This window comes from Nonomuraea sp. NPDC001684 (genome assembly GCF_053596515.1).
In genome coordinates, this window is sequence record NZ_JBSFGJ010000337.1 from 1 (window position 1) to 10,199 (window position 10,199).

Sequence of the window (10,199 nt, forward strand, 5' to 3'; positions counted from 1 at the left end):
GGTGTCGTCGCCCTCCAGGTCGGCTCGGCCACTGGCGTCGCCTCTCCAGCCGGGGTCGGCCAGCGGTCGCGTGGTGGTGCGGGTCGACTCGGCCGACGGCCAGCCGCACGTCGTCACCGAGCCCGCCGAGCCCGCCGAGCCCGCCGAGCCCGCCGAGCCCGGCGGGCCCGTCCGCGGGCGGGGCGTCCGTAGGTGGGGTGTCCAAGGCGCGGGCGGCGTCCCAGACGGCGGCGCGGGCCTGCTCCAAGGCCACCAGGGCGGCCGCCACCCGGTGCTTGACGCCCTGGAACTGGCCGATCGGGCGGCCGAACTGCTCGCGTACCTTGGCGTGGGCGGCGGCCGCGCCGACCGCCCAGGCGGCGGTGCCGCACGCGTCGGCGCCCAGCAGCACCGCGGCCAGCTCGCGCACCGGCACCGGCCCCAGCAGGCGCTCCGGCGGGACGTCGCGGCCCGCGACGGCCGTGACCGTGCACAGGTCCCGGTCCAGGTCGACGCCCTCGGCGGGCTCGGCGCGCACGCCGGCCCGGTCGAGCAGCGCCCACCCGTCACCGTGCGGCACGAGGAACAGGTCGGCCCCGGACGACCCGAGGGCGAGCGGCCCGAGCGCCACGGCGGCCCCGAGGGTGAGCGGCCCGAGCACGACGGCCGCCGTCAGCGACCCGTCGGCCAGCCCGCGCAGCAGGCCGGGCGCGGGCGGCCTCCCGGACCGGGCGAGCGCCGCCGAGGCCAGCACACCCGGCAGGTACGGCCCCGCCACCCGAAGCTCGCCCAGCACCTCCAGCGCCACGCACAACTCGACCAGCCCGTACCCCTGCCCGCCGTGCTCCTCCGGCAGGTGCAGCCCCAGCAGCCCCTGCCCGGCCAGCGCCCGGTGCTCGACGGTACGCCCCGCCAGCCCCCGCACGGAGGCCGCCAGCGCCCGGTGTTCCTCGGTCAGCCCGATCCCCATGGACGAACACTAGAACGATATTCGGTCGATCTCCAGGGCCCGGGAAAACCGTTGGCGCGCGACCGGAGGGGGCGGTTAGCCTGGCAACCGTCCTGTTCGGTGCGACTTGTGGAGGTGGGTTGATGACCGGCACGGCGCCCAGCGCGCCTCTCTCGTGCCGCGGGTGTGCTCGCCTCCCTGTGTTCCAGAGCCTGAGGACGAGCATCTGAAGTCCTGGCCTCAATGGGCCGGACCGCCTGTGGCACCAGCGTGCCTGTGAGGCCCGCTCGGCGCTCCCTTGCTGCCTTTTTCACGACAAATCCGGCAAGGAGAACCCAGGTTGTCTGCCAACGGCAAACCTCGTTCCATCATCAGCACCGACACCTTCGCCTGCGTCCGCTGCGGCCTGACCGTCGCCGCGTACGCGCCCGGCGGCGTCCGCCGTAACCACTGTCCGAGCTGCCTGCACTCGTTGCACGTGCTCGACCGGGTGGAGGGCGGCCCGTCGGAGTGCCGGTCGCGGATGAACCCGATCTCCATCGCGGTCCTCCGCACCGGCGACTGGATGATCATCCATCGCTGCTCGCGCTGCGGCGAGCTGACGTCCAACCCGATCTGCGGGGACGACAACCAGCTCATCCTCATGCGCATGGCCGTACGCCCGCTCGCGCAGCCGCCGTTCCCGCTCGAAGCGTTCGGCGACCTGTGACATGCCCAGGAGAAACCCTGGCCGGGCCAGGCCGCAACAGCCCAAGGCCGTGCGACGTGACGAGCGCGGCGACGCGTTCCGCTGCGTCGGCTGCCGGCTGGACGTACCGATGGACGCGCCCGGCACGGCGCACCGCAACCACTGCCCGCACTGCCTGACCAGCCTGCACGTCGACCACCGGATCCCGGGGGACCGGCGGGCGGGCTGCCGGGGCCCGATGGCGGCGCTCAGCGTCACCGTCAGGCCGGACGGGGAGTGGCTGATCATCCACCACTGCCAGGCGTGCGGCGGGCTCAGCGCCAACCGCATCGCCGGCGACGACAACGCGCTGGCCCTGCTGCGCATCGCCGTACGGCCGCTGTCCGACAGCCGCCTGCCGGTGAACGCCCTGCTGGCGCTCTGACACAAGGCGCTGTCAAAGAGGTGCCTTGACGACGGCGGGCCGCCCTCCGGGGCGGCCCGCCGCTCGCGACGGCCTAGTCGTCGCCGAACTCCAGGCGCAGGGCCAGCGTGAAGTCGTTCACCGCCTCCTCGTGCCGCTCCATCTCCTGGAAGATCTCGCCGCGCACCCGGTAGGCCCAGATGTACTCGGGGTCCAGTTCGATGGCGCGGTCCAGGTCGCGCAGCGCGGCCTCGTTGTCGCCCATCTCGCTCAGCACCGCGCCCCGGCTGCCGAACGCGCGGTCGTTGTCGGGGTCGAGCTCGACCGCGCGGTTCAGGTCGGCCAGCGCCTCCTGGTAGCGGTCGGTCATGCGCAGCGCCTCGCCGCGCCGGCTGAGCGCCCGCACGTGATCGGGGTCGGCTTCCAGGGCCCTGGTGTAGTCGGCGATGGCCTCGCTGTAGAGGTGCATGCGCTGGTACAGGTCACCGCGCGCCACCCACGAGTACGCCAGCTCCTCGTTCAACGCGATGATCTTGGCGTGCTCGTCCAGGGCCTCGTCCAGCCGGTCCATGTCCACCAGGGCGTCGGCCTTGGCCTCCAGGATCCACAGGGACTCGGGGGCGAGGGTGAGCGCGTGGTCGAAGTCGTCCATCGCCTCCTCCAGCCGGCCGAGCGCCGCGTACGCCTGGCCGCGCGAGCCCAGCGCGTACGCGCTGTCGGGTTCCAGTCTCAACGACTCGTCGAAGTCGGCCAGGGCGGCCTCGTACCGCTCGATGACCCGATGGCTCTCGCCGCGCAGCCGCCAGGCCCGGGCGTTGTCCGGGACCAGCGTTATCGACTCGGTCAGATCGGCGATAGCGGCCTCGTGCCGCGACAGCGCGATGTACGATTCGGCTCGGCTGCGCAGCACGGACGCCCGCGACTGGGCGGCTGCCTCGGACAGCTCGGTCAGCTCGGACTGGTCGTTGATCCCCTCGCTCATGGAGGGAATCTATCTAACTAAATCTGGATGATGGCCGCCTTTTCCCGGGTGTACTCCAGGACGGAATCGTGGCCGTACCCGCTGTCCTTCACGCCGCCGAACGGCAGGCCCGGAGGCATCTGGCGGTAGGTGTTCACCCACACGGTGCCGCTCTGCAGATCCCGCACGAACCGGTGCGCTCGTCCGAGGTCCCGCGTCCACACCCCGGCCGCCAGCCCGTACGGCGAGTCGTTGGCGATCTCCAGCGCCTGCTCGTCGCTCTCGAACGGGATGGCCACCGCCACCGGCCCGAAGATCTCCTCCTGGCAGATGCGCAGGCCGTTGTCCTCGGTCGTGTAGAGCGTGGGCGCCACCCAGTAGCCGCCCGGCAGGCCGGGCACCACCTCGGCCCCCGACCGCCCGCCGAAGACCAGCTCGGCCCCCTCCTTCTCGGCCGTCTCCAGGTACGAGCGCACCCGCTCGAACTGCCCGGCCGACACGATCGGGCCCATGGTCGTGGCCAGGTCGAGAGGGTCGTCCAGGACCAGCCCGGCGCAGATGTGCCTGATCCGCCCGAGCAGGTCGTCCCAGATCGACCGGTGGACGAGGATGCGTGAGCCGGCCACGCACACCTGCCCGGCGTTGCCGGTGTAGACGGAGTTCACGGTGACGCCCTGCGCGGCGGCGTCCAGGTCGGCGTCCGGGAAGACGATGTTGGGCGACTTGCCGCCCAGCTCGAACGTCAGCGGCTTCAGCGCGTCCGCCGAGGCCCGGGTGATGGCCTGGCCGGTGGCCGTGGAGCCGGTGAGGCTGATCTTGCCGACGTCCCGGTGCCGGACGAGCGCGTCGCCGACCTCCTCCCCGAGCCCGCTGACGATGTTCAGCACGCCCGGCGGGAACACCTCGGCCAGCAGCTCGCCCAGCCGCAGCACCGACGCGCCGGCCTGCTCGGCGGGCTTGACGATCACCGTGTTCCCGGCGGCCAGGGCGTAGGCCGCCTTGGCGGAGAAGGTGGAGATGGGGGAGTTCCAGGGGATGATGCAGACCGCCACCCCGTACGGCTCGCGCCGCGTCAGCCCGAGCGTGTCGGGCCCGAGCAGGACGGTGTCGCCCTTGACCGCCTCCAGGCACTGCCCGGCGGCCAGCTGCCACAGGTACGCCATGCCCGGCAGGTCCTTCTTGAGCGTGTCGCGCAGGATGCGGCCGTTGTCGCGGGTCTCCAGCCGGGCCAGTTCCTCGGCGTGCCGGGTGAACACCTCCGACACCTTGCGCAGGAAGTGCGCCCGGCCCAGGGCGGGCATGGCCGACCAGGCGGGGAAGGCCGCCCGCGCCGCCGCCACGGCGGCCTCGGCCTCGCGCGCGCCACTGGCCGGGATCCGGGCCCACGCCTCGCCCGTGGCGGGGTTGACGGTGTCCATCGTCCGGTCCGCGGGGACCAGCTCGCCGCCGATGAGATTGCGGTAGTCAGGCACGCGCCCAAGCATATGCTTGCTTGCCATGAGCGGGCCAGTCCCGGATGGATCGGGGCATAATGGTCTTCCGTGAAAATCGACCTGACCTGGCCGGAAACCGCCGACGAGCCCCTGCTCGCCGCCGTCCACCGCGTGCTGCACGCCGTCGTCGAGCTGGGCGGCGCGGTCGGCTACCTCGCGCCGCCCACCAGGGACGAGACCGACCCCTGGGTGGAGTCCACGCTCGCGATGGCCAGGAAGGGCGAGGGGCGGCTCGCCCTCGCCACGGTCGACGGCACGGTGCAGGCCATGGGCCTGTGGCGGCGCGGCCAGGAGGCGGTCTTCCGGCACTCCGGCGAGATCGGCAAGGTCATGGCCCACCCGCAGGCACGCGGGCTCGGGCTCGGCCGGGTGGTCGTGTCCGGTCTCGCGGACGACGCCCGCGCCGCCGGCATCGAGACGCTCACGCTGCGGGCGCGCGGCAACAACCACGGCGCGATCGCGCTGTACCAGAGCCTCGGGTTCCGCGAGTGGGGGCGGCTGCCGAACGTGGTCGAGGTGGGCGAATGGCGCTTCGACGAGGTGAACATGTACCTGGAGCTCGGCCGCCCGCCCGGCACCATCCTGCACGGCTCCTCCCCGGGCGGCCCCGGCTCCTCCCCACAGCCCGGCTCCTCTCCGCAGCCCGGCTCCTCCCCACAGCCCGGCTCCTCCCCACAGCCCGGCGACTCCCCGGGCGGCCCCGGCTTCTCGCCTCAGCCCGGATAGGATCGGGGCATGCTGCTGGCCCCCGGAGTGCACGCCGTCGTCACCGACCGCCACGGAGGGGTCAGCGCCCCGCCGTACGGCTCACGCAACCTCGGCGGCATGGTCGGCGACGACCCGGCGGCCGTACGGGCCAACCGCGAGAGCCTGGCGGCCGAGCTGGGCGTGCGCGCCGTCGTCTACATGCGCCAGGTCCACGGCGCCGACGTCGCCTACGTGAGCGAGCCGTTCGGCGCCGACCCGCCGCCGCTCGACGGCGTGTTCACCACCGAGCCGCGCCTGGCGCTGGCCTCGCTGGGCGCCGACTGCCCGGCCGTGCTGGTGGCCGACCCCGAGGCGCGCATGGTCGGCGCCGCCCACTCCGGACGTCCCGGCACGGAGGCGGGCGTGGCCACCGCCCTGGTCGAGGCCATGGCGGCCAAGGGCGCCCGGCCGGGCCGGATGGTCGCGCTGATCGGCCCCGGCGCCTGCGGCCGCTGCTACGAGGTGCCCGAGGACCTGCGCGAGCAGGTGGCCTCGAAGGTGCCGCCGACGTGGTCCACGACGTCGTGGGGGACCCCGGCGCTCGACCTGCGGGCCGGGATCGAGTCCCAGCTCAGGGCGGCGGGCGTCGCCGACGTGCGGCACGACGCGCGCTGCACCATCGAGTCCGCCGAGCTCTACTCCCACCGCCGCGAACAGCCCGGCGGCCGCTTCGCCGGCCTCATCTGGCTGACCTGACCCGGAAGCCCGCCCCCGGAGGGGGTTACTTCTCGCGGGAGCCGTTGAAGACGACGTTCACGATGATGATCCCGACCCAGATCGGGATCAGCGCCATCGCCCGTCCGCCCCCCGCGAAGGCGAGCGCGACCGTGGACAGCGTGCCCAGCGAGAGCGAGACGATCGCCAGCGCCAGCCGCTGGCCGTCGGACCCCCTGGCGGGCGCCTTGGCGCGCGGGGCCGTGCCGGCCAGGCGCTCGTCGACCCGCCGGTCGACCTCCTGGCCCACCTTGTCGAGGAACGACTCCACCAGGGCGTCCTCGAAGTCGGGGCCGAGGTCGCGCCGCGCGGACACGGCCGCCTTGAGCTCATCACCGGTGGTCATAAGGGAGAGACTAGACCGCTTTGCCCCCTAACGGGCGAGGATGTCGTCGAGGTCGTAGCTGACCGGCCGTTCCAGCTGCTCGTACGTGCACGACTCGGGCGTGCGGTCGGGCCGCCACCGCCGGAAGTGCGCCGTGTGCCGGAACCGGTCGCCCTCCATCTGGTCGTAGGCCACCTCGATCACCAGCTCGGGCCGGAGCGGGATGAACGACAGGTCCTTCTTGGCGTTCCACCGCGACACCGCGCCCGGCACCCGCTGCCCGCCGGTCGCGGGCCCCGCCGCCGGCTGCCCGGCGTTGGCCGTGGCCTGCTCGGCCCAGTGGCCCCACGGGTGCTCGCTCAGCTCCGCCAGGTACGGCTTGAGCTCCTCCACCAGCTCGGCCCGGCGCGCCATGGGGAACGAGGCCGCCACGCCCACGTGATGCAGCCGGCCGTCGTCGCCGTAGAGGCCGAGCAGCAGCGAGCCGACGATGGGCCCGGTCTTGTGCTCGCGGTAGCCGCAGATCACCACGTCGGCCGTGCGCTCGTGCTTGACCTTGAACATCGTGCGCTTGTCCGGCACGTACGGCTGGTCGCCCGGCTTGACGATGATGCCGTCGAGGCCCGCCCCCTCGAAGGCGTCGAACCATTCGCGCGCCTGCTCGTCGGCGGTGGTGACCGGCGTCAGCCGCACGGACCCGCCCTGGTGCGGGAACAGCTCCTCCAGCCGCCGCCGCCGCTCGGCGAACGGCTCCTCCATCAGCGACTCCTCGCCCACGGCCAGCAGGTCGAAGGCGATGAACTGGGCCGGCGTCTGCTCCGAGAGCAGCTTGACCCGCGAGGCGGCCGGATGGATGCGCTGCTGGAGGGCGTCGAAGTCGAGCTGCGCCCCCCGGGGCAGCACGATCTCGCCGTCGATCACCACCTTGCCGGGCAGCTCGGCCTTGACCGCCTCGACCAGCTCGGGGAAGTAGCGGGTGAATGGACGCTCGTTGCGGCTGCCGAGGTAGACCTCGTCGCCGTCCCTGAACACGATGCAGCGGAAGCCGTCCCACTTGGGCTCGTAGAACAGGGTGCCGTCCTGCTTGGGCATGGCCTTGACCGGCTTGGCCAGCATCGGCGGCACGGGCGGCCGGACCGGGAGGTTGGGCACCGGCTCCGGCTCTTCGACGGGCTGCTCGGTCATGGGCTCTGCTCCCTCGTGTATCTGCAGAAGAGGACCCCCTCCTCTTCCAGGACCTGGCGGAGGTCAAGCGGGACCTGCGCGGCCACGCCGTTCAGTATGCGGGCCGCGCCGCCCGCGACCAGCATGGGACTCACCGACAGGCACAACTCGTCGATGAGGTCGTCGGCCGACAGCTGCGCGTTGATGCGCGGGCCGCCCTCGCACAGGACGCGGGTCAGGCCGCGCTCGTGCAGCTCGCGCACGGCCAGCCGCATGTCGACGCCGTCGTCGCCGGCGATGATCAGGTCGGACCGCCGGCCGGCCAGCTTGCGGCGCTCGGCGGGCGCGGACTCGCAGGTGATCACGATCGTCGGGTTGGTCGCGTCGGTGAACAGCTCGCCGTCGAGGTCGAGGTCGAGGCTGCGGGTGATCACCGCGATCGGCGGCACGTCGGGACGCCCGGCCCGGATCGACGACCAGGAGGCGCGCGGCTTGACCGGGCCGTAGCCCTCGGTGCGGACGGTCGCCGCCCCCGCGACGATCACGTCGGACAACCCGCGCAGGACGGCGAAGATGCGCTTGTCGCCCCTGCTCGACAGCCCGCCCGAGCGCCCCTGCAGCCACGCCGCGCCGTCGGCGCTGGAGACCATGTTGAGTCGCAGCCAGGGCCGCCCCTCGGGGTAGGCGTACGCCTCGGGGATGTCCGGATTGTCTTGAAAGTCGGGATAGATGCGCCGCACTCCTCTACCTTGGCACACCCCACCGACAAACCGTCCCCGGGGGTTTTGCGGCTGACAGCACTTTTGAGTAACTGAAGGACGAAAGGCCCGGAGTCTGCATACGGTGGCGGCAGAGCCTCGCCGGGAGGGGACATGGGCCTGCTCACCGCCGTCACATGGACGATCGCCGCCCTGATCGGGATCTACCTGCTCTACCGCTGGCTCTCGGCCGGCGGCCTGCGCCGCCAGGAGGCCAAGGTCACCCGCTTCCCGGTGACGCTGCTGCTGTCCCATCCGGCGCTCGCGGCCGCGTCGCTGGCCTGCTGGGTGGCCTACCTGCTGACCGGCCGCGCCCCGCTGGCCTGGCTCGCCCTCTGCGGGCTCACCGTGGCCGCGCTGCTGGGCTTCACGATGTTCACCCGCTGGCTCGGCGGCGGACGCCACCAGCGCCGGGCCACCGGCTTCCCGGTGCTCGCCGTGGTCCTGCACGGCGTGGCCGGGGTGACCACGTTCGCGCTGCTCCTCGTCACGGCCGGCATCGCCCGCGTCTTCTGACGGCCCGCCGGCGACATCGGCCCGGCGGCTAGGGCGTCTGCGGCTCCCTGGGCAGCCGCAGGACCTGGAAGGACCGGCCGGTCACCGCCACCAGGTCGCCCGCCCGCCACCGCTCGTCGCCGAACGCCTCCTCCACCACGTCGTGACAGGTGTCGAGCACCGGCAGCCACTCGGACCCGAACTCCGGCCCGGGCAGCGTGAACGACAGGTTCTCGTGGTGGGCGTTGATGAGCAGGAGGAAGGAGTCGTCCACGATCCGCTCGCCGCGCGGGCCCGGCTCGGTGATGGCCTCGCCGTTGAGGTAGACCATCAGCGACTTGGCGTAGCCGGTGTGCCAGTCGCCGGCCGTCATCTCCTTGCCGCCCGGGGTCAGCCAGACCAGGTCGCGCTTGCCGTTGTCGGGATGGCGGCCGTGGAAGAAGCGGCGACGCTGGAAGACCGGGTGCTCGCGGCGCAGCTTCGACAACGTCTTGACGAACTCCAGCAGGTCGGACTCGGCGTGCAGCATCGACCAGTCGATCCAGGCCAGCTCGTTGTCCTGGCAGTAGGCGTTGTTGTTGCCCCGCTGGGTGCGGCCGATCTCGTCGCCGTGGGAGAGCATCGGCACGCCCTGCGACAGGAACAGCGTGGTCAGGAAGTTGCGGCGCTGGCGGCGGCGGAGGGCGACGATGTGCGGGTCCTCCACCGGGCCCTCGGCGCCGCAGTTCCAGGACCGGTTGTCGTTGGTGCCGTCGCGATTCTCCTCGGCGTTGGCCTCGTTGTGCTTGTGGTCGTAGGAGACCAGGTCGGTCAGGGTGAAGCCGTCGTGGCAGGTGACGAAGTTGATCGAGGCCACCGGGCGGCGGCCGGAGGACTCGTACAGGTCGGCCGAGCCGGTCAGGCGGGAGGCGAACTCGGGGAGCGCGGAGTTGGTGCCCCGCCAGAAGTCGCGCACGATGTCGCGGTACTTGCCGTTCCACTCCGTCCAGAGCGGCGGGAAGTTGCCGACCTGGTAGCCGCCCGGCCCGACGTCCCAGGGCTCGGCGATCAGCTTCACCTGCGAGATCACCGGGTCCTGCTGGATGAGGTCGAAGAACGCGCTCAGCCGGTCGACGTCGTGCAGCTCCCTGGCCAGGGCCGAGGCCAGGTCGAAGCGGAAGCCGTCGACGTGCATCTCCAGCACCCAGTAGCGCAGCGAGTCCATGATGAGCTGCAGCGCGTGCGGCGAGCGCACGTTGAGCGAGTTGCCGCACCCGGTGTAGTCGAGGTAGTACCGCCGGTCGCCGTCGTGCAGGCGGTAGTAGTTGACGTTGTCGATGCCCCGGAAGCCCAGCGTGGGGCCCATGTGGTCGCCCTCGGCGGTGTGGTTGTAGACCACGTCGAGGATGACCTCGATGCCCGCCTCGTGCAGCGCCCGCACCATGGCCTTGAACTCCAGCACCTGCTGGCCGCGGGTGCCGGAGCCGGAGTAGCGGCCGTGCGGGGCCAGGTAGGCCATCGTGTTGTAGCCCCAGTAGTTGGTC

The 10,199-nt window shown here is 72.4% G+C and carries 12 protein-coding genes; 5 read left to right on the forward strand and 7 right to left on the reverse strand.

Annotation, left to right across the window (positions count from 1 at the left end; genetic code table 11):
- The coding region (locus tag ACWCSD_RS38350) for an acyl-CoA dehydrogenase family protein (protein ID WP_449922276.1) at positions 1 to 949 on the reverse strand (949 nt) is incomplete at its 3' end.
- A gap of 319 nt (positions 950 to 1,268) precedes the next feature.
- Here ACWCSD_RS38350 and ACWCSD_RS38355 point away from each other — a divergent pair.
- The gene (locus tag ACWCSD_RS38355; RefSeq protein ID WP_352325680.1) at positions 1,269 to 1,637 is read left to right on the forward strand and encodes an RNHCP domain-containing protein; all 369 of its coding nucleotides are present in this window, start codon (positions 1,269 to 1,271) and stop codon (positions 1,635 to 1,637) included.
- 1 nt (position 1,638) lies between these two features.
- Entirely contained in the window at positions 1,639 to 2,040 is a 402-nt protein-coding gene (locus tag ACWCSD_RS38360) for an RNHCP domain-containing protein (RefSeq protein ID WP_352365635.1), read from the forward strand.
- Between the two features lie 73 nt (positions 2,041 to 2,113).
- Here ACWCSD_RS38360 and ACWCSD_RS38365 read toward each other — a convergent pair whose 3' ends face one another.
- Complete coding sequence (locus tag ACWCSD_RS38365) at positions 2,114 to 3,001, reverse strand: tetratricopeptide repeat protein (RefSeq protein WP_358284786.1); 888 nt, start codon at positions 2,999 to 3,001, stop codon at positions 2,114 to 2,116.
- 17 nt (positions 3,002 to 3,018) lie between these two features.
- Positions 3,019 to 4,464, reverse strand: coding sequence for an aldehyde dehydrogenase family protein (locus ACWCSD_RS38370; RefSeq protein ID WP_397163622.1), 1,446 nt, complete (start codon positions 4,462 to 4,464; stop codon positions 3,019 to 3,021).
- Positions 4,465 to 4,521: 57 nt separating this feature from the next.
- Between ACWCSD_RS38370 and ACWCSD_RS38375 the strand changes: the two genes are divergently transcribed.
- The gene (locus ACWCSD_RS38375) at positions 4,522 to 5,199 is read left to right on the forward strand and encodes an N-acetyltransferase family protein (protein WP_449922279.1); all 678 of its coding nucleotides are present in this window, start codon (positions 4,522 to 4,524) and stop codon (positions 5,197 to 5,199) included.
- A 9-nt stretch (positions 5,200 to 5,208) separates the two neighbouring features.
- Positions 5,209 to 5,916 (forward strand): peptidoglycan editing factor PgeF, encoded by a 708-nt coding sequence (pgeF, locus tag ACWCSD_RS38380; RefSeq protein WP_449922281.1) that lies wholly within the window; start codon positions 5,209 to 5,211, stop codon positions 5,914 to 5,916.
- A 25-nt stretch (positions 5,917 to 5,941) separates the two neighbouring features.
- Here pgeF and ACWCSD_RS38385 read toward each other — a convergent pair whose 3' ends face one another.
- Genes ACWCSD_RS38385 through ACWCSD_RS38395 form a run of 3 tightly spaced genes read right to left on the reverse strand, consistent with a single transcriptional unit; the run spans position 5,942 to position 8,163 of the window.
- Complete coding sequence (locus ACWCSD_RS38385; RefSeq protein WP_357964915.1) at positions 5,942 to 6,280, reverse strand: hypothetical protein; 339 nt, start codon at positions 6,278 to 6,280, stop codon at positions 5,942 to 5,944.
- A gap of 27 nt (positions 6,281 to 6,307) precedes the next feature.
- Positions 6,308 to 7,444, reverse strand: coding sequence for an ATP-dependent DNA ligase (locus tag ACWCSD_RS38390; RefSeq protein WP_397163626.1), 1,137 nt, complete (start codon positions 7,442 to 7,444; stop codon positions 6,308 to 6,310).
- The gene (locus tag ACWCSD_RS38395; protein ID WP_352325690.1) at positions 7,441 to 8,163 is read right to left on the reverse strand and encodes a pyrimidine reductase family protein; all 723 of its coding nucleotides are present in this window, start codon (positions 8,161 to 8,163) and stop codon (positions 7,441 to 7,443) included. The genes ACWCSD_RS38390 and ACWCSD_RS38395 overlap by 4 nt, the downstream gene beginning before the upstream one ends.
- 132 nt (positions 8,164 to 8,295) lie before the next feature.
- Between ACWCSD_RS38395 and ACWCSD_RS38400 the strand changes: the two genes are divergently transcribed.
- A complete protein-coding gene (locus ACWCSD_RS38400) occupies positions 8,296 to 8,697 on the forward strand; it encodes a hypothetical protein (protein ID WP_358284798.1) in 402 nt (133 codons plus the stop codon).
- A gap of 28 nt (positions 8,698 to 8,725) precedes the next feature.
- On the opposite strand, the gene glgX is transcribed toward ACWCSD_RS38400, so the two are convergent.
- On the reverse strand, positions 8,726 to 10,199 hold a 1,474-nt coding region (gene glgX / locus ACWCSD_RS38405), incomplete at its 5' end, for a glycogen debranching protein GlgX (RefSeq protein ID WP_449922285.1).

What these genes read in the sequence shown, in the direction of transcription:
- ACWCSD_RS38390 (WP_397163626.1), bottom strand. Translation starts at nt 7,444, where the DNA reads ATGACCGAGCAGCCCGTCGAAGAGCCGGAGCCGGTGCCCAACCTCCCG.
- ACWCSD_RS38370 (WP_397163622.1), bottom strand. Translation starts at nt 4,464, where the DNA reads ATGCTTGGGCGCGTGCCTGACTACCGCAATCTCATCGGCGGCGAGCTG.
- pgeF (WP_449922281.1), top strand. Translation starts at nt 5,209, where the DNA reads ATGCTGCTGGCCCCCGGAGTGCACGCCGTCGTCACCGACCGCCACGGA.
- ACWCSD_RS38400 (WP_358284798.1), top strand. Translation starts at nt 8,296, where the DNA reads ATGGGCCTGCTCACCGCCGTCACATGGACGATCGCCGCCCTGATCGGG.
- ACWCSD_RS38385 (WP_357964915.1), bottom strand. Translation starts at nt 6,280, where the DNA reads ATGACCACCGGTGATGAGCTCAAGGCGGCCGTGTCCGCGCGGCGCGAC.
- ACWCSD_RS38360 (WP_352365635.1), top strand. Translation starts at nt 1,639, where the DNA reads ATGCCCAGGAGAAACCCTGGCCGGGCCAGGCCGCAACAGCCCAAGGCC.
- ACWCSD_RS38365 (WP_358284786.1), bottom strand. Translation starts at nt 3,001, where the DNA reads ATGAGCGAGGGGATCAACGACCAGTCCGAGCTGACCGAGCTGTCCGAG.